Origin of the sequence: Streptomyces anulatus, assembly GCF_000721175.1 — a bacterium.
Taxonomy (GTDB): Bacteria; Actinomycetota; Actinomycetes; order Streptomycetales; family Streptomycetaceae; genus Streptomyces; species Streptomyces anulatus_C.
The window spans coordinates 1-21333 of record NZ_JOEZ01000018.1; the positions used below are offsets into that span (position 1 = coordinate 1).

General features: G+C 71.9%; 20 protein-coding genes and 1 pseudogene. 11 read left to right on the forward strand and 10 right to left on the reverse strand.

Translation table 11 applies throughout. The features are described from left to right. Positions 1-94: 94 nt before the first annotated feature. Genes IG90_RS0122040 through IG90_RS46030 form a run of 3 tightly spaced genes read right to left on the reverse strand, consistent with a single transcriptional unit; the run spans position 95 to position 1464 of the window. Complete coding sequence (locus tag IG90_RS0122040; protein WP_030587103.1) at positions 95-961, reverse strand: alpha/beta fold hydrolase; 867 nt, start codon at positions 959-961, stop codon at positions 95-97. A 55-nt stretch (positions 962-1016) separates the two neighbouring features. Then, entirely contained in the window at positions 1017-1313 is a 297-nt protein-coding gene (locus tag IG90_RS0122045) for a YciI family protein (protein WP_030587105.1), read from the reverse strand. Positions 1314-1323: 10 nt separating this feature from the next. Continuing rightward, positions 1324-1464: a hypothetical protein gene (locus tag IG90_RS46030; RefSeq protein ID WP_233436079.1), complete on the reverse strand. Its 141-nt coding sequence runs from the start codon at positions 1462-1464 to the stop codon at positions 1324-1326. Between the two features lie 205 nt (positions 1465-1669). Between IG90_RS46030 and IG90_RS0122055 the strand changes: the two genes are divergently transcribed. Continuing rightward, a complete protein-coding gene (locus IG90_RS0122055; protein ID WP_030587108.1) occupies positions 1670-2362 on the forward strand; it encodes an endonuclease V in 693 nt (230 codons plus the stop codon). A 212-nt stretch (positions 2363-2574) separates the two neighbouring features. Continuing rightward, positions 2575-2718, forward strand: coding sequence for a morphogenic membrane protein MmpA (gene mmpA / locus IG90_RS44895; RefSeq protein WP_164493930.1), 144 nt, complete (start codon positions 2575-2577; stop codon positions 2716-2718). Between the two features lie 16 nt (positions 2719-2734). On the opposite strand, the gene IG90_RS0122065 is transcribed toward mmpA, so the two are convergent. After that, positions 2735-3925 (reverse strand): saccharopine dehydrogenase family protein, encoded by a 1191-nt coding sequence (locus tag IG90_RS0122065; protein ID WP_030587109.1) that lies wholly within the window; start codon positions 3923-3925, stop codon positions 2735-2737. Positions 3926-4133: 208 nt separating this feature from the next. On the opposite strand from IG90_RS0122065, the gene IG90_RS0122070 reads away from it, so the two are divergent. The 4 genes from IG90_RS0122070 (at position 4134) to IG90_RS0122085 (ending at position 9975) form a co-directional block, all read left to right on the forward strand. Next, positions 4134-5282: a CaiB/BaiF CoA transferase family protein gene (locus IG90_RS0122070; protein WP_033894548.1), complete on the forward strand. Its 1149-nt coding sequence runs from the start codon at positions 4134-4136 to the stop codon at positions 5280-5282. 8 nt (positions 5283-5290) lie between these two features. Then, a complete protein-coding gene (locus IG90_RS0122075; RefSeq protein WP_030587115.1) occupies positions 5291-6433 on the forward strand; it encodes an acyl-CoA dehydrogenase family protein in 1143 nt (380 codons plus the stop codon). Between the two features lie 79 nt (positions 6434-6512). Next, positions 6513-7727 carry an acetyl-CoA C-acetyltransferase gene (locus IG90_RS0122080; protein ID WP_030587117.1) on the forward strand — a complete coding sequence of 405 codons (1215 nt, stop codon included), beginning with the start codon at positions 6513-6515 and terminating at the stop codon, positions 7725-7727. Between the two features lie 40 nt (positions 7728-7767). After that, on the forward strand, positions 7768-9975 hold the full coding sequence (locus IG90_RS0122085) for a 3-hydroxyacyl-CoA dehydrogenase NAD-binding domain-containing protein (RefSeq protein ID WP_030587120.1): 2208 nt from the start codon (positions 7768-7770) through the stop codon (positions 9973-9975). Between the two features lie 36 nt (positions 9976-10011). On the opposite strand, the gene IG90_RS0122090 is transcribed toward IG90_RS0122085, so the two are convergent. Beyond that, the gene (locus tag IG90_RS0122090) at positions 10012-10743 is read right to left on the reverse strand and encodes a MerR family transcriptional regulator (RefSeq protein ID WP_030587122.1); all 732 of its coding nucleotides are present in this window, start codon (positions 10741-10743) and stop codon (positions 10012-10014) included. Between the two features lie 323 nt (positions 10744-11066). Between IG90_RS0122090 and IG90_RS0122095 the strand changes: the two genes are divergently transcribed. Beyond that, positions 11067-11975, forward strand: a complete 909-nt coding sequence (locus IG90_RS0122095; protein WP_030587125.1) for an aminoglycoside phosphotransferase family protein — start codon at positions 11067-11069, stop codon at positions 11973-11975. Positions 11976-12055: 80 nt separating this feature from the next. On the opposite strand, the gene IG90_RS0122100 is transcribed toward IG90_RS0122095, so the two are convergent. The 3 genes and pseudogenes from IG90_RS0122100 to IG90_RS46035 form a co-directional block, all read right to left on the reverse strand. Next, on the reverse strand, positions 12056-12685 hold the full coding sequence (locus IG90_RS0122100) for a class I SAM-dependent methyltransferase (protein WP_030587128.1): 630 nt from the start codon (positions 12683-12685) through the stop codon (positions 12056-12058). Between the two features lie 379 nt (positions 12686-13064). Then, the gene (locus IG90_RS0122105) at positions 13065-14027 is read right to left on the reverse strand and encodes an oxygenase MpaB family protein (protein ID WP_078585399.1); all 963 of its coding nucleotides are present in this window, start codon (positions 14025-14027) and stop codon (positions 13065-13067) included. 112 nt (positions 14028-14139) lie between these two features. Then, positions 14140-14331, reverse strand: a pseudogene (locus IG90_RS46035) (Appr-1-p processing protein); the annotation flags it as partial. A gap of 200 nt (positions 14332-14531) precedes the next feature. Here IG90_RS46035 and IG90_RS0122115 point away from each other — a divergent pair. Next, positions 14532-15917, forward strand: a complete 1386-nt coding sequence (locus IG90_RS0122115; RefSeq protein WP_030587138.1) for a M14 family metallopeptidase — start codon at positions 14532-14534, stop codon at positions 15915-15917. A 73-nt stretch (positions 15918-15990) separates the two neighbouring features. Further along, positions 15991-17757: a BCCT family transporter gene (locus tag IG90_RS0122120; RefSeq protein ID WP_030587141.1), complete on the forward strand. Its 1767-nt coding sequence runs from the start codon at positions 15991-15993 to the stop codon at positions 17755-17757. A gap of 125 nt (positions 17758-17882) precedes the next feature. On the opposite strand, the gene IG90_RS0122125 is transcribed toward IG90_RS0122120, so the two are convergent. Together IG90_RS0122125 and IG90_RS0122130 are read right to left on the reverse strand one after the other, a co-directional pair. Then, the gene (locus IG90_RS0122125; RefSeq protein WP_030587144.1) at positions 17883-18806 is read right to left on the reverse strand and encodes an FAD-dependent oxidoreductase; all 924 of its coding nucleotides are present in this window, start codon (positions 18804-18806) and stop codon (positions 17883-17885) included. A gap of 119 nt (positions 18807-18925) precedes the next feature. After that, positions 18926-19510 carry a TetR/AcrR family transcriptional regulator gene (locus IG90_RS0122130; protein WP_030587147.1) on the reverse strand — a complete coding sequence of 195 codons (585 nt, stop codon included), beginning with the start codon at positions 19508-19510 and terminating at the stop codon, positions 18926-18928. Between the two features lie 88 nt (positions 19511-19598). Here IG90_RS0122130 and IG90_RS0122135 point away from each other — a divergent pair, with 88 nt between their 5' ends. Together IG90_RS0122135 and IG90_RS0122140 are read left to right on the forward strand one after the other, a co-directional pair. Further along, positions 19599-20825 (forward strand): FAD-dependent monooxygenase, encoded by a 1227-nt coding sequence (locus tag IG90_RS0122135; protein ID WP_030587150.1) that lies wholly within the window; start codon positions 19599-19601, stop codon positions 20823-20825. Further along, the gene (locus IG90_RS0122140) at positions 20822-21325 is read left to right on the forward strand and encodes an LIC_13387 family protein (RefSeq protein WP_051860253.1); all 504 of its coding nucleotides are present in this window, start codon (positions 20822-20824) and stop codon (positions 21323-21325) included. Before IG90_RS0122135 ends, IG90_RS0122140 begins: the two co-directional genes overlap by 4 nt. Positions 21326-21333: the final 8 nt, after the last annotated feature.

A 21333-nucleotide genomic window follows, 5' to 3' on the forward strand; every position in this document is an offset into this window, starting at 1 on the left:
GATGGCTCCACACCTACAATCACCACCGCGGACACACCGCGCTCAAGGGCCAACCACCCGCCAGCCGCGTCCCCAACCTCACAGGGCAATACACCTAGGGCCTGCCGAGCACCTCCCGCAGCCGGCGCCCGAACTCGTCCGGCTTCCCCGGATAGCCGAACTCCCCGTCGAGGAAGCCGCCGTGATGGCTCGGGAAGACGGTCACCCGCTGCCCGAGCAGCTCGGCGGTCGCTACGGACGTACGCCCGGTCTGCACGCTCCGGGACTCCTCGCCCACGGCGATCACCACCCGGGTGCCGGCCGCGGTGATGGCATCGACGTCCGGCCGGTGGTCGCTGATCGCCCACGACCGGTCGGACAGCAGTGGGTCGTCCCGCGAACCGTCGTCCTCGGTGGGCATGCCGAACGCGGCGGGATCGGGCTCCGGCCGGGCGAAGTACGCGTCGGTGAACTCGCCCTCCCACGAGGTCATGGCCACGAACGCGGCCATCCCGGCGCCCCACCCCCGCTTCTCGTACGCGTCCCGGACCGCGGCCCGCGCCCGGACGGCCGCCGGGCCGTCCGGGGTGAGCGTGATGAGCGGCGGCTCGTGCGCGACGAGGGTGCTCACGTCACCGGGGTGGCGCGCCACGAGGGCGAGCGCGGTGACCGCCCCGCCACTGCTGGCGAACATCTCGACGGGGCCGGCTCCGAGCGCCTTGATGACGGCGTGCACGTCGTCGGCCTGGGTCTCCGGTGTGTGGTCGGTCCGCCCGTCCTTACGGGTGCTGCGGCCGAGCCCCCGCGGGTCGTAGGTGACGACGGTCCGCTCGGGGAAGCGGGCCGCGAGCGCGACGAACCCGGTGGCGTCCATCGGCTGCCCGATCATGAACAACGGCGGTCGGCCGTCGACGGTCGGCAGGGGCCCGCGAACGTCGTGGACGAGGTCGGCGCCGGCTGTGTTGAGTGTGTACGTCTCCATACCCGTTCAGACCGGCCCCGCCGCGGAAACTCATCGGCCGCCGGACACTCGCCTGCTACGGCAACCGCTGCCGGTACGGAGCGAGTCCGGGCGCCGTCTTGGAGGCGATGAACTCGGTGATCCGGTACGCGCACACACCGTGCACGGCGAAGGGGTCGGCCGCCGCGATCTTCTCGACCGCCGCCCGGTCGTCCCCTACGGCCAGGATCACTCCGCCGTCCCGGGGGTTCTTGCGGCCCGAGGCGATGAAGACGCCCGCCGCGTACTGCTCGTCGAGCCAGGCGACGTGCTCCTGCATCAGCGCGTCGACGCGCTCGACCGGAGCCGTGTAGGTCAATTCGAGTACGAACATGATCGTCAGGCTACGGGATCCCGGCCGCCGCGAGGATGTCCTCCCTGGCCGTGAGCGGCAGGGCCGGCCCCTCCGCCGCGGCCCCCAGGCTCTCCGGCTCGTCGAGGAGTCCGAGCAACCGGCCCACCGGCAGCCGGGCGTCCCGGGCCATGACACAGCGGACGCGGGCCGACAGGCTCTCAGGCGCTCGACCAGCTCCGCCGGAGCGTCCGGATCCCGTGCCACCGGCAGCCGGGCGCCGGAATCCTCGCGCCATTAGGAGGAGCCGCGCCCGCTACCGGTACGCCCGGCCTGACCGGGAGCTTCGAAGCGCACCGCGTAACGGGCACGGGTCCGGCACGCATAAGCTTCCTGACATGACGACCTCCCCCACCCCCGCCCATGAGACCCCTGCTGACGAAGCCGAGGGCCGGGCGATCCAGGACCGGCTGCGCGGTCGGGTGATCCTGGACGAGGCGGGGCCGGAGCCCGGAACCGGGCTGGTCACCGGGGTGGACGTGGCCTACGACGACGTGAAGGACGTCGTCGTCGCGGCGGCCGTGGTGATGGACGCCGTGACCCTGGAGACGGTCGACGAGGCCACCGCCGTGGGCCGGATCACCTTCCCGTACGTCCCCGGGCTGCTGGCCTTCCGGGAGATCCCGGCGGCGCTGGAGGCCCTGGAGGGGCTGAGCGTCGATCCGGGCCTCGTCATCTGCGACGGCTACGGTCTGGCGCACCCGCGCCGCTTCGGACTCGCCAGCCATCTGGGCGTGCTCACCGGGCTGCCGGTGATCGGCGTCGGCAAGAACCCGTTCACGTTCACGTACGAGGCCCCCGGGCCCCGGCGCGGCGACTTCTCCCCGCTGCTGGACGGCGAAGAGGTGGTCGGCCGGGCGCTGCGCACCCAGGAGAACACCAACCCGGTGTTCGTCTCGGTGGGTCACCGCATCAGCCTCGACAACGCCTGCGCCCACACCCTCCGCCTCGCCGGCCGCTACCGCCAGCCGGAGAGCACCCGCCGGGCGGACGCCCTGTGCCGGCAGACCCTGCGCGAAGCGACCGCCTGACGCGGGCGGCACGGTTCCGGGCCGCACGGTCGGGGGCCGTACCGCCCCGGGCGGGCCCGCCTCGATGAGCGGGGCCGCACACCAACCCGGACCCCGCGTGGGTACGCGAACAGCTCCCGCCTGCCGCCTGACGGTCCCGGGCGTGGAACAGTCCTGCGACTGAGTACCCCTACGGATGGCGTATATCTGTCTGGCTGGGCAGGCTGAGACGTATGAACGCATCTCGCACAGACGTCCGCACCGCGTCCTTCGACCCTGCTCAGCGCCGCATGGCCCTCGGCATGCTCCTCGGGAGCGCGATCGGGCTCGTCTGGCTGGGCGCGATGCTCTACACGCTGGCCGACTGGATCCTCTAGGCTCCGGGACCGTCCGTCATCGCACCGCCGCCACCCGGAACCGCAGCCCCGCCGCCGTCAGCCGGTCCAGGAGCGCGTCGCCCATGGCCACCGCCGTGGTGACCTGCCCGGAGGTCTCCGGCAGCTCGTCCACGGCCAGGCACACCGCCGACTCGGCGAGGATCTTCGCCGTCTCGCCGTACCCCGGGTCGCCGCCGGACACCTCGGTGAAGACGCGCCGGCCGCCGCCCTCGCCGACGAAGCGGATGGTGAACCGGCTCCGCCCACGGCGCTCCTCGTCCGGCCCCTGCCCGGGCTCGTAACGCCCCATCAGCCACTCCCGTACGCCCTCCACCTGCGCGGCGGCCACCAGCGCACCGATCGCCACCGGGGCGCCGAGGGCCATCGGCAGCGTCCTGACCGAGGCGAAGTGCCGGTAGCGGAAGTCGGGCCCGTACCGCTCCAGGGCCCGTGCGGAGCGGCCCACGATCGTCGGGTCCACCGTCGGCAGCGGCAGCGCCCAGGTGCCGACGGGCCCGCTGAAGTGCGGGGAGCCCGCCGGGGTGCGGACGCGGCGGCCCACCAGGCGCGGCTCGTGCAGCCGGCGCTCGCGGGCGGCGGCCAGCATCTGCGGGCCCCGGCCCATCGCGGTCAGCGCCGAGGCGAACGTCCCGCCGGAGAACACCGCCTCGGTCCGGACGAAGCCGTCGACCGTCAGGGGCACGCCCTCGGGCAGCTGCTTGACGGTGAAGTAGGCCCCCAGGTCGTGCGGGACGGAGTCGAAGCCGCAGGCGTGCACGATACGCGCCCCCGTCTCGCGGGCCCGCGCGTCGTGCTCCAGATACGTCCGGTCGATGAACTCCGCCTCGCCCGTCAGGTCCGCGTAGTCCGTCCCGGCCTCCGCACAGGCGGCGACGAGCTTGTCGCCGTACCGGATGTACGGCCCCACCGTCGTGGCCACCACCCGGGTGGAGGCGGCCAGTTCGGCCAGTGCCTCCGCGTCGTCCGCGTCCGTCTGCAGCAGTGGCAGTTCCGCGCAGCCCGGTGTGATCGCGGTCAGCCGTTCGCGCAGCCGCTCCAGCTTGGTCCGGCTGCGTCCGGCCAGCGCCCAGCGGAGGCCGACGGGGGCGTGGGCCGCCAGGTATTCGGCCGTGAGCGTCCCCACGAAGCCGGTGGCACCGAAGAGGACGACGTCCAAAGGGCGTGTCGCGTCGTTCTGCCTGTTCACGAGTACCTCCGCTGCGAGCCGGATGCCGACGTGGCAGGCAGAGGGTAGCGGAGAGCGACGTGGCGGCGTGCGGCCGGGCGGGCCGGATGCGAGAGGATCGATGCGAAGAACTAAGCGCTTGCTCGGCGCAAGGGGTTGTGCGGAGCCGGGCACCTTCTTAGCATCGTTGATGTTACATCGGTTGTGTCACACCCCTGGGGGCTCACAGATGGCGAAAGGTCCAAGGCCCGGACACGGTCCGCTGACCGGTGTCCGGGTCGTCGAGCTGGCGGGCATCGGCCCCGGCCCGTTCGCCGCGATGCTGCTGGCGGACCTCGGGGCCGACGTCGTACGCGTCGACCGGCCCGGCGGCGCGGGGCTCGGCATCGATCCCGCGTCCGACCTCACCAACCGCAACAAGCGCTCCGTCCTCCTGGACCTCAAGAGCGACGAGGGGCCGGCCCGCGTCCTGGACCTCGTCGAACGCGCCGACATCCTGGTCGAGGGCTACCGCCCCGGCGTCGCCGAACGCCTGGGCGTCGGCCCCGACGCCTGCCTCGCCCGCAACCCGGCCCTCGTCTACGGCCGGATGACCGGCTGGGGCCAGGACGGGCCGCTCGCCGAGCGGGCCGGGCACGACATCGCCTACCTCGCGCTCACCGGCACCTTGTCCATGATCGGCAAGCCGGACGAACCGCCCACCGTCCCCGCCAACCTGGTCGGCGACTACGCGGGCGGCTCGCTCTACCTCGTCGTCGGCGTCCTCGCCGCCCTCCAGCACGCCCGCACCCACGGTGAGGGGCAGGTCGTCGACGCCGCCATCGTGGACGGCGCCGCCCACCTCGCCACGATGATCCACGGCATGCTGGCCGCCGGAAGCTGGCAGGACCGGCGCGGCACGAACCTGCTGGACGGCGGCTGCCCGTTCTACGGCACCTACGCCACGTCCGACGGCGGCCACATGGCGGTCGGCCCGCTGGAGGGGCGGTTCTACGCGGAGTTCATCGGCCTCCTCGACCTCGCGGACGCCTTCCCCGACCGGTGGGACCTCACCCGCTGGGACGAGCTGCGCACCGCCGTCACCGAGCGGTTCCTGACCCGTACGCGCGCCGAGTGGACCGAGGTCTTCGACGGCACCGACGCCTGCGTCGCCCCCGTGCTCTCGCTCACCGAAGCGCCGCACCACCCGCATCTCACCGCCCGCGCCACCTTCGTCGAGCACAGCGGCCTCACCCAGCCCGCCCCCGCCCCGCGCTTCTCGGCCACCCCCGTCTCCGTACGCGGCGGACCCGCGCGGCCCGGCGCCGACACGGCCGCCGTCGCCGCCGACTGGGACGTCCCCGCCCTGCGGCCCGCCGACTCACCCGACACCATCTAGGAGACCCCGTGCAGCGGCAGATCTTCACCGAGGAGCACGACGCGTTCCGCGAGACCGTCCGGGCCTTCCTGGCCAAGGAGGTCCTCCCGCACTACGAGCAGTGGGAGCAGGACGGCATCGTCTCGCGCGAGGCGTGGCTCGCCGCCGGGCGCGCGGGACTGCTGGGCCTCGCCGTCCCGGAGGAGTACGGGGGCGGCGGCAGCGACGACTTCCGCTACAGCGCCGTCCTCGCCGAGGAGTTCACCCGGGCCGGGGCCCCCGGGCTCGCGATCGGCCTGCACAACGACATCATCGGCCCCTACCTCACCGGCCTGGCCACCGACGAGCAGAAGCGGCGCTGGCTCCCCGGCTTCTGCTCCGGCGAGACCATCACCGCGATCGCGATGACCGAGCCGGGCGCGGGCTCCGACCTCCAGGGCATCCGCACCACCGCCGAGGACAAGGGCGACCACTGGCTGCTCAACGGCTCCAAGACCTTCATCTCCAACGGGATCCTCGCCGACCTGGTCGTCGTCGTCGCGAAGACCACCCCGGAGGGCGGGGCCAAGGGCCTCTCGCTGATCGTCGTCGAACGCGGCGCGGAGGGCTTCGAACGCGGCCGCAACCTCGACAAGATCGGTCAGAAGTCCCAGGACACCGCCGAGTTGTTCTTCGACGACGTCCGCGTCCCCAAGGAGAACCTCCTCGGCGAGCTCGACGGCGCGTTCATCCACCTGATGACCAACCTGGCCCAGGAGCGCATGGGCATAGCGGTCGCCGGGATCGCCGCCGCCGAACACCTGCTGGAGATCACCACCCGGTACGTCAAGGAGCGCGAGGCCTTCGGACGCCCGCTCTCCAAGCTCCAGCACATCCGCTTCGAGATCGCCGAGATGGCCACCGAGTGCGCCGTCACCCGGGCCTTCCTCGACCGGTGCATCGTCGACCACTCCGACGGCGTCCTGGACGCCGTCCACGCCTCCATGGCCAAGTGGTGGGCCACCGAACTGCAGAAGCGCGTCGCCGACCGCTGCCTCCAACTCCACGGAGGCTACGGCTACATGAGTGAGTACAAGGTCGCCAAGGCTTTCACCGACGGCCGCATCCAGACCATCTACGGCGGCACGACCGAGATCATGAAGGAGATCATCGGCCGCTCGCTGCTCGCCTGAGCCGCCCCTCTCCGGGCCGATCCCCTCTCCGGGCCGAGCCCCTCACCGGGCCGACAACCACCCTCGAAAGGCAGCTGTCTTGAGTACCGAAGCATTCGTCTACGACGCGATCCGCACACCGCGCGGCCGCGGCAAGGCCAACGGCGCCCTGCACGGGACCAAGCCGATCGACCTCGTCGTCGGCCTCATCCACGAGATCCGGGGCCGCTTCCCGGACCTCGACCCTGCGGCCATCGACGACATCGTCCTCGGTGTCGTCAGCCCACTCGGCGACCAGGGCTCCGACATCGCCCGCATCGCCGCCATCGCGGCGGGCCTGCCCGACTCCGTCGCCGGGGTCCAGGAGAACCGCTTCTGCGCCTCGGGCCTGGAAGCGGTCAACCTGGCCGCCGCCAAGGTCCGCTCGGGCTGGGAGGACCTCGTCCTGGCCGGCGGCGTCGAGTCGATGTCCCGGGTGCCGATGGGCTCCGACGGCGGGGCCTGGGCGATGGACCCGATGACCAGCTTCGAGACCGGCTTCGCCCCGCAGGGCATCGGCGCCGACCTCATCGCCACCATCGAGGGCTTCAGCCGCCGCGACGTCGACGAGTACGCCGCACTCTCCCAGGAACGCGCCGCAGCCGCCTGGAAGGACGGCCGTTTCGCCCGCTCCGTCGTCCCGGTCAAGGACCGCAACGGCCTCGTCGTCCTCGACCACGACGAGCACCTGCGCCCCGGCACCACCGCCGACTCCCTCGCCGGGCTCAAGCCGTCCTTCGCGGGCATCGGCGAAATGGGCGGCTTCGACGCGGTGGCGCTGCAGAAGTACCACTGGGTCGAGAAGATCGACCACGTCCACCACGCGGGCAACTCCTCCGGCATCGTGGACGGCGCGGCCCTCGTCGCCATCGGCTCGAAGGAGGTCGGCGAGCGCTACGGACTGACCCCCCGCGCCCGGATCGTCTCCGCCGCCGTCTCCGGATCCGAGCCCACCATCATGCTCACCGGCCCCGCCCCCGCCACCCGCAAGGCGCTCGCCAAGGCCGGGCTGACCATCGACGACATCGACCTCGTCGAGATCAACGAGGCCTTCGCCGGGGTCGTCCTGCGCTTCGTCAAGGACATGGGCCTCTCCCTGGACAAGGTCAACGTCAACGGCGGCGCCATCGCGCTCGGCCACCCCCTCGGCGCGACGGGCGCGATGATCCTCGGCACCGTCATCGACGAACTGGAGCGCCGCGACCAGCGGTTCGGCCTGGTCACCCTCTGCGTCGGCGGCGGCATGGGTGTCGCCACCGTCGTCGAACGCATCTGACCTGTCCCCGGCCCCACCTGCTTACGGAGAAGACACCGACATGACCGAGAGCACGACCATCCGCTGGGAACAGGACGAGACCGGCGTCGTCACCCTCGTCCTCGACGACCCCGACCAGTCGGCCAACACGATGAACCAGGCCTTCAAGGACTCCATCGCGGCCGTCGCGGAGCGCGCCGAGGCCGAGAAGGACTCCATCCGCGGCATCATCTACACCTCCGCCAAGAAGACCTTCTTCGCCGGCGGCGACCTCAAGGACATGATCAAGGTCGGCCCGGAGAACGCCCAGGCCGCCTTCGACGCCGGCACCGCGATCAAGAACTCGCTCCGCCGCATCGAGACCCTCGGCAAGCCCGTCGTCGCCGCCATCAACGGGGCGGCCCTCGGCGGCGGTTACGAGATCGCGCTCGCCTCCCACCACCGCGTCGCCCTCGACGCGCCCGGCTCCCGCATCGGCTTGCCCGAGGTCACCCTCGGTCTGCTCCCGGCCGGTGGCGGCGTCACCCGGACCGTACGCCTCATGGGCATCGCCGACGCGCTCCTCAAGGTGCTCCTCCAGGGCACCCAGTACACCCCGCGGCGCGCCCTGGAGAACGGCCTCGTCCACGAAGTCGCCGCCACCCGCGAGGAGATGATCGAGAAGGCCCGCGCCTTCATCGACGCCAACCCCGAGTCCCGGCAGCCCTGGGACGTCAAGGGCTACAAGATCCCCGGCGGCACTCCGTCCAACCCGCGCTTCGCCGCCAACCTGCCCGCCTTCCCCGCCAACCTGAAGAAGCAGCTCGCGGGCGCGCCCATGCCCGCGCCGCGCAACATCCTGGCGGCGGCCGTCGAGGGCTCGCAGGTCGACTTCGAGACCGCCCTGACCATCGAGGCCCGGTACTTCACCGAGCTGGTCACCGGCCAGGTCGCCAAGAACATGATCCAGGCGTTCTTCTTCGACCTCCAGGCCGTCAACTCCGGCGCCAACCGCCCCAGGAACATCCCCGAGCGCCCCGTCCGCAAGGTCGCCGTGCTCGGCGCCGGGATGATGGGCGCGGGCATCGCCTACTCCTGTGCCAAGGCCGGGATCGACGTCGTCCTCAAGGACGTCTCCACCGAGGCGGCCGCCAAGGGCAAGGCGTACAGCGAGAAGCTGCTCGCCAAGGCACTCTCCCGGGGCCGTACGACCGAGGCCGAGCGCGACGAACTGCTGGCCCGGATCACCCCCACCGGCGACGTGGCCGGCCTCGCGGGCTGCGACGCGGTGATCGAGGCCGTCTTCGAGGACACCGCCCTCAAGCACAAGGTGTTCCAGGAGATCCAGGACGTCATCGAGCCCGACGCACTGCTCTGTTCCAACACCTCCACCCTCCCGATCACGGTTCTCGCCGAAGGCGTCTCGCGCCCGGTCGACTTCATCGGGCTGCACTTCTTCTCACCGGTCGACAAGATGCCCCTCGTCGAGATCATCAAGGGCGAACGGACCGGCGACGAAGCGCTCGCCCGCGCCTTCGACCTCGTACGACGCATCAAGAAGACACCGATCGTCGTCAACGACTCGCGCGGCTTCTTCACCTCGCGCGTCATCGGCCAGTTCATCAACGAGGGCGTCGCCATGGTGGGCGAGGGCGTCGAGCCCGCGTCGGTCGAGCAGGCCGCCGCCCAGTCCGGCTACCCGGCCAAGGTCCTCTCGCTGATGGACGAGCTGACCCTGACCCTGCCGCGCAAGATCCGCAACGAGACCAAGCGCGCGGTGGAGGAGGCGGGCGGCACCTGGCCCGGACACCCCTCGGACGCGGTCATCGACCGCATGGTCGACGAGTTCGGCCGCCCGGGACGCAGCGGCGGCGCGGGCTTCTACGACTACGACGAGAACGGCAAGCGCGTCGGCCTCTGGCCCGGACTGCGCGAGCACTTCGGGGGTTCGGGGGGTCGTCCCCCGGGCAAGCACGGCACCAAGCCCGACGCGGACGTGCCCTTCGAGGACATGAAGGAGCGGATGCTCTTCTCCGAGGCCCTGGACAGCGTCCGCTGCCTGGAGGAGAACGTCCTGATCTCCGTCGCCGACGCCAACATCGGCTCCATCATGGGCATCGGCTTCCCGCCGTGGACCGGCGGCGTGCTCCAGTACATCAACGGGTACGAGGGCGGCCTGCCCGGCTTCGTGGCCCGCGCCCGGGAACTCGCCGAGCGCTACGGCGACCGGTTCCTGCCGCCCGCTCTGCTGGTGGAGAAGGCGGAGAAGGGCGAGACCTTCCACGACTGATCCGTCAACAGGGCCTGCTGTGGGCCGCGTTCACCGTCACTCGGCCGTGAACGCGGCCCGCAGCTCCTCCTTCAGTGACCGCTGGAACGCCGTCACCAGCGCCTGCAGCACGATGGGTTGCATATCGGCGGACAGCGACTTCATCGCCGCCACATGCTCCGGGTCGCCCTCGCGCTCCCGGTAGGGGTTCCACACCTCGTCCCGGAACAGCCGGGTCATCTCCCGGGCGGCCGAGCGGGTGTGCTCCAGCAGCACCGTCCGCGCCGCCAGGATCGTCTCGTGCGCGATCGGCACGTCCAGCAGCTCCACCCCGAGGCGCAGCAGCCCCAGATCCACCCGGTACGCCTCGCCCTCCTCCTGCGGCCGGACCAGCACCCCCATCGCCGCCAGCCGCTCCACATCCGCCTCCGACAGCGCCCGCCCGGCCCGCCGGTCCAGCTCGGCCCGGGAGAAGTCCTCGGTCCTGTCCGGCGCCCAGGACGCGACGAGCGCCCGGTGGATCGCCAGATCGTGGGCGCTCAGACCGGGCGGCAACTGCTCCAGATACCGTTCGATCGCGGCCAGCGTCATGCCCTGCTGCTGGAGCTCCTCGATCAGCGCGAGCCGCGAGAGATGGTCCGGCCCGTAGTGCCCGACCCTGCGGGGCCCGATGGCCGGGGGCGGCAGCAGGCCCCGGGTGCTGTAGAACCGCACGGTGCGCACGGTGACGCCGGCGCGCGCCGCCAGCTCGTCCACCGTGAGCGTCGGCTCGTCGGTCCCCGTCGCCATCTCTGCTCCCCGCAGTCGAACCCTCGTGTGTCGGACAGTGCTGGTGTCTCACCACTGCTGTGAAAGTGTCCGCCACCGGGGCCGTGCCGTCCACCCCGGCTGTTGTGACCGTTCGCGATAGTTGGCGGATGTTCGCAATAGTTGGCGAGCCGACGTCAGAGAGCGATCAACCTACGCAGAGTTACTGTCCGGTCGAGCTGAAGCTGGCAGAGTCTCACTCGGTCTCACCTGGCCTGGCAGATCCTCAAGGGATCGAGGTACGTACAGCGGTCGCCTCGGGAAAATGACTGGCGGCGGCGAAGCCCGGGCAGAAGGCTCTCACCGTGACACTTCATGAGAACGAGATCCGTGTGAATGAGACGGTCGTCCGGTCACTGCTGCGGGAACAGCGACCGGAGTGGGCCGACCTCCCCATCTCGCCGGCCGGTGCGGGCACGGACAACACGATGTACCGGCTCGGCGACCAACTGCTCCTGCGGCTACCGCGCACCCCGGACAACGCGAAGGCCGTACGGAAAGAGCAGACCTGGCTGCCACGGCTGGCGCCAGATCTTCCCTGTCGCATCCCGGAGCCGGTGCACAACGGCACGCCGAGTTCCGCATTCCCGCTCGCCTGGTCGGTGTACCGCTGGATCGATGGCGAGGAAGCCGGTCCGGGATCGGTCAGAGACTGGGCCGCCTTCGGAGGTGACCTGGCGACGATCGTGCAGAGCCTGCATTCCATCCCCCTCATGGGAGCCACTCGCCAGGGCGGGCTCAGCTGGTACCGCGGAGGTGGCCTGCACGCTTGTGACCGGTGGATCAGCGGGTGCTTCGACAACTGCCGAACGATCCAGGGCCTCGACCTCGACATCGCGCATCTGCAACACCTGTGGCAGAGCGCGCTCACCCTGCCCGAGCCTTCTGCCCGCCATGTGTGGCTCCACGGAGACCTCAAACCCACCAACCTTCTGGTCCAGCAGGGGAAGCTGCACGCCGTCATCGACTTCGGAGGCCTCTCAGTCGGCTTTCCCGACGCCGAGCACTCGCCTCTGTGGGATTTTCCACCCGGGGCCCGACAGGCGTACTGGGACGCCACAAGCCTCGACGACGTGACATGGCTGCGTGCCCGGGCGTGGGCCATCGCTGTCGGAGTCAGCGGGGTGTCGTACTACTGGGGCACCTATCCCCTTTTCGTCAGCGAATGCTTGTCGCGTCTCCGCGCGATCCTGGAGGCTATCGGCGAGCAGTGAACCAGTCCCGCACGTGGCGCTTCAGACGAACTTCATCCACGCGGATCTACACCACTCCGTCCCAGGCCACGGGGCACGCTCTAGGGGCGGCGGGCCAACAAATGGGCGTCGAGGAAGCCCCGCTCGGAGGCCGGGTCGTGGAGCAACCGAGCAACCGTGACGAGCCCGGCCCCGGCCAGCAACTCGGCAAACCGCTCGGCCGGCCAGCTATAGGCGGGCGTCACTTTGTGATCGAAGCGGACCGGCTCCGGTCCTTCGGTCCCGAAGAACGACACCAGGAGCAGGCCCCCTGGTGCCAGGACACGCACCTGCTCGGCGAGCAGTGCGGGCAGTTCCCCAGGCGGGGTATGGATCATCGAGTAGTGAGCCAGCACTCCGCCGAGCGCGCCGTCCTCGACCGGCAGGGCCTCCATTCGCGCTTCGTCGAACCGCAGCGCCGGATGGGCCCGCCGGGCGTGGTCGACCATGGCCGGGGAGAGGTCGAGCCCGAAGGCGTCCAGCCCCAAGTCGTGCAGCATGGCCGTCAGATGTCCGGGCCCGCACCCGACGTCGGCTGTCCGCAGGTTCCCCGTCCCACGCACGAGCTCGGCGAAGGTGCCGATCATGTTCCGCGCGAACGGCTGCGTCTCCAACCGATTAGCGAACATCGACGCATACAGCTCGACAACCCCGTCGTAGGCCGTCCTGGTCTCGCCCTGGTGTTCCAACACGGGAAGGAAACTAACACCCGTGCCGTTCGCAGCCGTTGCCCGGCCCCATACCTACCCTTCCCCTCGGGACTGATCGTTCCGTCACCTGATCACGAGACACCCTCGATTCTCGTCGCTGTGTGCTCGGGGCAGCGGCTGGAGGCTGTGGGCCACACTTCACAGCTGTCGTACCGGCCAGGACCTCCGGGGACGTCCTGGCCGGGTTCGAAGGAGAGGCGGGCGGTGGCAGGTGGCGGAGCAGCCGCCGGCCGCGGTGCAGGAGGAGACGAGGGCATTGGCCGAGCGGCTCGGCGGCCACTTCCTCGACCACTTCACCGACGCGGGGCGGGCGACTGCGGCCGGCCGTGGTGGATCCGGAGAGCTCCGCCTGTTCGGGTGTTCAGCCGTTCCGACGCGCCTCGGCGTCGCGTCCCGCCGTACGCGACGCGGCGCGGGCCGCCCGTGCCCGGGGCAGATAGCGCAGCCGCTCCGGAAGGACCGGGACGACGATCCGCAGGACCGCGCACATCCGGCGCAGCCGCCTCTCCTGGTCGGCGCTCCACGGCAGCCCGACGGCCGCGCGGGCGTCGGGCGGCATGAGGCCGATGGTGACGAACCGCCGGAAGCGGGCCAGCGGCGGCAGCAGCACCGGCCACAGCGCCCGCAGCAGCAGCCGGAGCGGCCATGGCCCCCGGTCCGGTGGCGGTACGGGCTGATCGACGTCGATCAGTTCACGCACCACGGTGGTCGCCTCGATCTCCTCGGCGAGCATCTTTTCCCAGTACGGCCAGAACTCCTCGACGGTCTGGGGCATGTCCCGGTCGTGGATGCCGAGGATCCGGCCGACCTGTAGCCACTCCGCGTACAGGGCACGCTCCTGGGCGGGGCTCATGGGCCGGATGAGACGGCGGGCCGCGTGCTGGTAGACGGGGAAGCCGGTGGCGTGCACCCAGGCGTAGTTGGCGGGCGTCAGGGCGTGGTAGCGGCGGCCCCGGGTGTCGGTGCCCTGGATGGTGCGGTGGAGCCTGCGCAGCCTGCGGCCCTCCTCGGCGGCCTCCGCGCCGCCGTAGACCCAGAGCTGGAGCGAGCGCAGCGAGCGTTCGCCGCGCCCCCACGGGTCCGTGCGGAAGACGGAGTGCTCGTCGACTCCGGCGCCGACGGCCGGGTGGGCGACCTGGAGGGTGAGGGCGGCGGGCAGCATCAACAGGGAGCGGATGTCGCCGGACAGGCTCCAGAGCACCCCGCCGGGCGGGGGCGGCTCAACGTCGCGACGCCGGTCCGGTGCCGGCTCACCGGCACCGTCCGGCGCGGGCTGCCGTGCACCGCCCGCAGGGCGCGCTTCCGTGCCGTCCACGCTGCTCATCCGGTGCTCCCGCGGTCCCGGCGGGCCTGCCGTGCGCTGCCCGTCCCCTCCATGATCCCTCGTGTGCGGGAGAACCGTGGGGCGGGGTCCGGGACCGGCGGCGCCCCGGTCTGTCGTGGTCGTACACCGGCACCGGTATGCCGGCGGACATCAGGCGCAGCTCGGTCAGCGGCTCGATCCCGGACCACTTGCCGCCCGCGAGCCCGCAGCCGATCCGGGACATACGGACCGACGCCCCGAGCTCGCCCGCCCGGACGGCCACCGCGCCGAGCGCGGCGTCGACGGCCTCGTACCGCACGGCCACAGGGGTCGCCGATACCCCGGGCGCCCACCCGTGTCGCACGACCGCCGTTCCGCCGTCGCGGACGGCAGCGCGGACGGCAGTACGAGCGGAAGTGATCGCCCCCTGTTGCACAGGAGTTGACCGGGGTAACGTCCGCACATCGCCGACAGGTCGACGGACATCACGGTGTCCGCCCCACAGGCCCCGGGAGGCAGCCGCTGATGACCCCTCGCGTCGCTCGCGCACTCCGCATGCTCAGCCCGCACCCGTGGCTCGCACCGGTCGCCGGCCCGGCCCGGCCGGCGACCGCGCCCCCGCGCCGGGGTACGAGGGCGATGCGCCGGACGGCCGTGGCGGCGACGCTCGCCTCGCTGGCCCTCCCGTTCGCCATCGCTCCCGCCGAGGCCGCGCACCGCCCGCCGCGCACCGGGTTCGAGACGAGCGAGGGGGTCCGTTGGACCGGCGAGGCGGAGGAGCGGTCCTTCCTCGCCGCGGTGGACCGGGGGAGCGACCGGGTCTCCGTGGACCGCGTCGGCGCGACCGGGCAGGGCCGCCCCCTCCGGCTCGTACGCGTCGGCCAGGAGCGCACCGGGAACACCACGGTGCTGCTGATCTGCAGCCAGCACGGGGACGAGCCCGCCGGGCGCGAGGCCTGTCTGACCACGATCCGCGACCTGGCGTTCGCCCAGGACCGTGCGACCCGCGCCTTCCTGTCCCGTACGACGCTGCTGGTGATGCCCACGGCCAACCCCGACGGACGCGCCGCCGACACCCGCGGCAACGCCGACGGGGTCGACGTCAACCGTGACCACATCGCCCTGGAGACCGCCGAGGCACGGGCGATCGCCGCCGTCGTACGCGACGAACGGCCGCAGGTGATCTACGACTTGCACGAGTACGGTGCGACCCCGCCGTACTACGACAAGGACCTGTTCGCGCTGTGGCCGCGGAACCTCAACGTCGACGACCGGGTGCACGACGTCTCGCGGACCCTCTCCGAGCGCTATGTCCGTCCCGCCGCGACGGCGGGCGGCTACAGCAGCGGCCACTACGGCATCTGGACCGACCCGGCCACCGGGGAGCCCGTCAAGCAGGTCGCCGGCGACGGCCAGGAACGCATCCTGCGCAACACCTCCGGACTCAAGCACGCCGTCGGCCTGCTCATCGAGTCCCGGGTCGACGCGCTGAGCGACGCGGAGAAGGCGGATCCGGCGCTCAACCACCGGCGCAGGGTCCACTCCCAGCGGACCGCGCTCGGCGGCCTCTTCGACTTCACCGACGAGCAGCGCGCCCGGCTCATGACGGCCACCGCCCTCGCGCGCCTGACCGGCCTCGCCGACCGGGGGCCCGTGTACATCGGCGGCGCCGACAACGACCCGGCCGAGCCCGCGGAGATCATCGCCGATCCACCGTGCGGCTACCGGCTGGACCCGGCCCGGTACGCGGCGGTGAAGGACCGGCTGGCCCTGCACGGCATCCGGTCCCGGCCGGACGGGGATGGCGCATATGTGCCCTTGCGTCAGCCCGCTCGGAACCTGATCCCCCTCCTTCTCGATCAACGAGCGGCATTTCCCGTCACAAGCGGTCAAGCTGATACGGCTTGTTGATCCTTCGAGATCCTGGGCAGGTGTGGTACTGCCTACAGAGAGCGTTCTTCAGACTCGGTGAAAGGTGCCATTCGTGTCCCAGGGCGACCAGACGACGGACGGGCGGGAGGGGCTGTCGGTCACGGCAGACCTTCCCCCCGAGCCGGTCAGTACCAGGACTCCGACCACCGACCGGGTGGTGTTCGGCGTCACGGCGGTCCTCACCCTCGCCTTCGTCGTCTGGGGTGCGACGGCCACCGACTCCCTGGAGAGCGTGTCCGGCAAGCTGCTCACGGGGCTGATCCACAACGGTGGCTGGGCCTTCATACTGGCCGCTTCGGCCTTCGTCATCTTCGCCCTGTGGCTGGCCGTCAGCCGGTACGGCAAGATCTGCCTCGGCCAGGAGGGGGAGGAGCCGGAGTTCCGGACCATCTCCTGGATCGCGATGATGTTCAGCGCCGGCATGGGTATCGGGCTGATGTTCTGGGGCGTGGCCGAACCCCTCGCCCATTTCCGTACCCCGCCGCCGGGCACCGATCCCGCCGACTCGGCCGGGGCCATGCAGACGGCGATGGCCACCACGCTCTTCCACTGGACGCTGCACCCCTGGGCCATCTACGCGGTGGTCGGGCTCGCCATCGCCTACAGCGCCTACCGGATGCGCAGGCGGCAGACGATCAGCGCGGTCTTCGAGCCGCTGATCGGCAAGCGGCGCGCGGACGGCGGCGTCGGCCGCGTCATCGACATCCTGGCCATCTTCGCCACCCTGTTCGGCTCGGCTGCCTCCCTGGGCCTCGGCGCGCTCCAGATCGGCAGCGGCATCCAGGAACTGGACTGGATGGAGAAGGCCGGCACCGGACTTCTGGTCGCCGTCATCGCCGTGCTGACCGTGGGCTTCGTGGCCTCGGCGGTCTCCGGGGTCGAGAAGGGCATCCAGTGGCTGTCCAACATCAACATGGTGCTGGCCCTGTTGCTCATCCTGTTCGTCTTCGTCGCCGGTCCCACGATCTTCGTGCTCGACCTGGTGCCCACGTCGCTCGGCGCGTACATCACCGACCTGGGGCAGCTCGCCGGACGCACCGAGGCGACCGGGGGCGGTGACGTGGCGGACTGGCTCGGCAGCTGGACGGTCTTCTACTGGGCCTGGTGGATCTCCTGGACGCCCTTCGTCGGCATGTTCATCGCCAGGATCAGCCGCGGCCGGACGATCCGTCAGTTCGTCGGCGGCGTCATCCTGGTGCCCAGCACGGTCAGCCTGATCTGGTTCGCCGTCTTCGGCGGCTCGGCCATGAAGCTGGACGAGGCCGGGAAGCTCACCGGTGCCGACACCCCGGAGGCGCAGCTGTTCGGCGTCCTCCATGAGTTCCCGATCGCCACCCTGACGAGCCTCCTGGTGATGATCCTGGTCGGCATCTTCTTCGTCTCCGGCGCGGACGCCGCCTCGATCGTCATGGCCACCCTCTCGCAGAAGGGCGTACTCGAACCGAACAAGTGGGTCGTCATCTTCTGGGGTGTCGTGACCGGGGCCGTGGCCGCGATCATGCTGCTCATCGGCGACGGCAAGGAGAACGCGCTCGAAGGGCTCCAGAACCTCACCATTCTGGTCGCCGCCCCGTTCACCATCGTCATGATCGGCATGTGCGTGGCCCTGATGAGGGACCTGCGCAAGGACCCGCAGATCGTCCGGCAGGAGTTCGGTGTGGAGGCGGTCGAGTCCGCGGTGATCGAGGGGCACGCCAAGTACGACGGCGACTTCGAGATCCGCATCGGCCCCGGGACCACGACGATCACGGACGAACGCCACAGGCCCGAAGCCACCGGATCGGGCTCCTCGGCCACGGAGAAGCGCCCCTCCGGCTGAGCGTGGAACCGTAGTACCGCGCAACCCCTCCCGGAGCCCGTGACCGTCGACCGGTCGCGGGCTCCGGTGCCGCGGGCCCGGGCTCCGGTGCCGCGGGCCGCTGTGTGCCGCCGGCCGGCCCCGGGTCAGCCCACCAGCGCCGCCGCCGCCCGAGCACACCCCCAGGCCACGGTGACGCCCGCGCCGCCGTGCCCGTAGTTGTGCACCAGCAGCCCGCCGCCCGGCAGCGGCGCCGTCCCGATCCGCACCCCGGCCTCCCGCGCGGGCCGCAGCCCCACCCGGTGCCCGAGCACCCGGGCGCCCGCGATCTCCGGCCGGATCCGCGCGCACCGCGCCACGATCTCCCGCGCCGTCCTCGGATCGGGGGCCCGGCGCTCGTCGTCCGCCTCGGCCGTACCGCCCAGCACCAGACCATCCGGCTGCGGGAAGAAGTACGTCGTCGTGGCGGAGGCCGGATCCGCCCGGGCGAACCACTCCTCGATCCCCGGGTTCTCCACGACGACCAGCTGCCCCCGGACCGGCCGCATCCCCGCGTCGGGCACCAGCTCGCGGGCCGCCAGCCCCGTGCAGTTCACCACCACCGGGCTCTGCGCGGCCGCCTCCTCGAACCCGGCCGCCGCCCGCAGCTCCACCGCACCCCCGGCCGCCACCAGCCGCCGCTCCAGCCACGCCAGGTGGACCGGCATGTCCAGCAGCGGCAGTGTCACCCGCAGCCCCTCGGCCACCTCCACCGCACCCTTCAGCTCCGCCGCCCAGGCCCCCAGCGCCGCGAACCGCCCGCCGCCGTGCACCCCCGCCACCAGCCGTACGCCGGTCGCCCCGGGCCCGGCAGCCAGCTGCTCGTACACCGCCAGCGTCTCCAGCGACCAGGCGCCGACCCGCTCGGCCGGTTCGATCCGGTACGGCCACCACAATGCCCCCGCCACCGCCGAGGTCGTCGCCCCGACGGGGTCGCGGGACCAGACCCGCACCCGCAGCCCGCGCTCCGCCAGCGTCACAGCGGTGGTGAGGCCGATGACTCCGCCGCCCACCACGATCGCATCCGTCATCACGGTCACTCCTGTCACCTCGGTACGCGCCCGCCGCCGTACGGACACCAGCCAGTCTCCCCGGCACCCCGGGGAAACCCCGGTGTGGCAGGAGACCGGTGAACAGGAGCGGGCGCCGGTCAGGTGGACAGTACGGCGGTGAGCATCCGGCGGACGACCGGGGTCAGTTCGCTCACGTCGGGCACCGGGCGGGTCGCGGCCGTCGCGCCGGCGAGCCTGTCGTACAACAGGCCGTCGGTCCAGGCGACGAGCAGGTCCGCGGCCGATTCCGGACGGGGCGCGCCGAGCGCCGCCAGCAGGGCGGCGGCCCTGGACCGTGCGGCGAGGCCGGCGGCCGCCAGGTCGGCACGCAGCTCCGGGCGACGGGTCGCCTCAAGGCTGAGTTCGAAGCGGGCGAGCTGGCGGTCCCGCTCCGCCGTCAGCCAGTGGTGCAGCAGTGCGGCCAGCGCCTCCGCGGCGGAGTCCGGGTCGGGGCGCCCGTGGTCCGCTTCCCACCGGTCCACGTCGGCGACCGACAGTTCGGCAAGGCGGAGGTAGCAGGCACTGATCAGAGCGCTGCGCGTGCGGAAGTAGTACGACGTGCTGCCGGCCGGCAGTTCCGCGGCGGCGTCGACCGCGCGATGGGTCAGGCCGCGCAGCCCGGCCGTCGCCACGGTGCTGATGGCGGCGTCGGCGATCAGGTCTCGGCGATCAGGGAGGGACACACCTCCACTCTACAGGTGTAGAGTGCGGAGCATCGGCCTCTACACCTGTAGAGGTTGTCGCGTGGGTGAGTGGTGGGAGGCAGCCGACATGTATGTCCGTCATGCCGTGGTGACCGGAGGCGGCATCGGGGGGCTGACCGCGGCGGTGGCCCTGAGCCGCCGCGGATGGCGCGTGACCGTCTGCGAGAGGGCCCCCGTCCTCACGGGAGTGGGCGCCGGCATCGTGCTCGCCCCCAACGCTCTGCGTGCCCTGGACTCGATCGGCCTGGGCCCCGAGGCGTGGGCGGGTGACACCCTGCCCGGTCCCGTCGGGCTGCGCACACCCGACGGCAGGTGGCTGAGCCGGTCCGACAGCGCTGCCGTGCCCACCCGCCACGGGCCCGCCACGCGCGCCGTGCACCGCGGCTTCCTGATCGACGCCCTCGCCGGCGCCCTGCCGCCCGGCGTCGTACGCCTCGGCGTGTCGGTGACCGGTGTGGACGACACCGGGGGAGTCGTGGTCGTGCGTACGTCGGCGGGCGACCTGCGCGCCGACGCCGTGGTGGCGGCCGACGGCATGCGCAGCGTGCTCCGCGGACAGCTCTTCCCCCGGCACCCCGGGCTGCGTCACGCCGGTGAGGCCGGATGGCGAGCGGTGCTGCCCCGCTCCGGCCCGCCTCCCCGGCAGGCGGCCGAAACCTGGGGCCGGGGTGAGCGGTTCGGCGTCGTCCCTCTCGTCGACGGCCGGATCTACGTCTACGCCACCGCCGTCACCGGCCCTGGCGGCCGGCCGGCCGACCACCACGCGGAACTGACCCGGCGCTTCGGCGCGTGGCACGATCCGATACCCGCGCTGCTGGACCGGCTGAACCAGCACGCCCCCGACCCGGTCGGCATACTCCACCACGACTTCTACGAACTGGCCCCGCCCCTGCCCCGGTTCCACGCGGGCCGGGTGGCCCTGCTCGGTGACGCCGCCCACGCGATGACGCCCAACATGGGTCAGGGCGGCTGCCAGGCCATCGAGGACGCGGTCGTCGTGGCGCACCTCCTCGCACACCACACCGACGTACCGGCCGCGCTCGCCGCGTACACGAAGGCCCGGCACCGTCGAACCACTCGCATCGGCCGCCGCTCCCGACGCGTCGGTGAACTCGCCCGGCTCTCCCACCCCCTCGCCGCGTCCATCCGGAACCTCGCCGTCCGAGCCACGCCGCGGGCGGCCACGTCGAGGGCCCTGGACACGGTCATCGGCTGGCAACCCCCTCCCGCCCCCGCCCCGGCGCACACCCCCGGCGAAGTCCACGCCACGACCGATGTCAAGGAGCAGCCATGACCACCGCGGTCACCTCCCGTCCCCGCTCCCGGGGGGACTCCGTCCGGCCCTTCACGGTCGGCGCCCTCGGCTTCGTCCTCCTGGGCACCGGCCACCTCATCCTCTCCGTCGTCGCGGCGTCGGCCACACCGACGCAGGAGCAGCGTGACGCCGACACGGCCATGCGGGAGTCCACGTTCGCCCTGATGGGTCTGGAACGCACGGTCCTCGACGTCTTCAACGGCATGAGCATCGCCATGGCGCTCCTCAGCGTCACCTGCGGCCTGCTGATCCTCGCCGCCCTCCGGCACGCCCCCGCCCTCGTCCGGCGCCGTACCGCCTTCGGCTGGACCGCACTCGCGGCCTCCCTGACCGCCCTGGCGGTGTCCGTCCTCCTGCTGCCCCCTCCGCCGGTCGTCGTGCTCACCGTCACCAGCTGCGCCTTCGCCCTGTCGTTGCGCAGGGCGACCACCCCCTCGCTGGGCGGCACACCAGGGCAGAGCCCGCCGGGAGGGCCCTAGAATCGGCA